Annotated in this window: 2 tRNA genes; both read left to right on the top strand. The window is 51.6% G+C overall.

Annotated features, from left to right (window positions below):
* Positions 1 to 48: 48 nt before the first annotated feature.
* Positions 49 to 124 (top strand) — tRNA-Phe (locus QYG89_RS17245).
* Between the two features lie 26 nt (positions 125 to 150).
* Positions 151 to 235, top strand: a tRNA-Tyr gene (locus tag QYG89_RS17240).
* Positions 236 to 277 lie beyond the last annotated feature (42 nt).

Genomic DNA, 277 nt, shown 5'->3' with positions numbered 1-277 from the left:
GTCGCGGGTTCGAGTCCCGTCCGGACCGCCATTTATATATAATGGTATGGCTCAGTAGCTCAGTCGGTAGAGCAATGGACTGAAAATCCATGTGTCGGCGGTTCGATTCCGTCCTGAGCCACCATTTTTATTTGTCTTTGAATTTAATACGGAGGGGTAGCGAAGTGGCTAAACGCGGCGGACTGTAAATCCGCTCCCTCAGGGTTCGGCGGTTCGAATCCGTCCCCCTCCACCAGTTTTATAGGGGCATAGTTTAACGGTAGAACAGAGGTCTCCA

The sequence above is a fragment of the Bacillus lumedeiriae genome (assembly GCF_044891285.1).
Taxonomy (GTDB): domain Bacteria; phylum Bacillota; class Bacilli; order Bacillales; family Domibacillaceae; genus Pseudobacillus; species Pseudobacillus lumedeiriae.
Note: the sequence above shows the minus strand (reverse complement) of the source record. Positions and strands in the feature narration are given on the sequence as shown.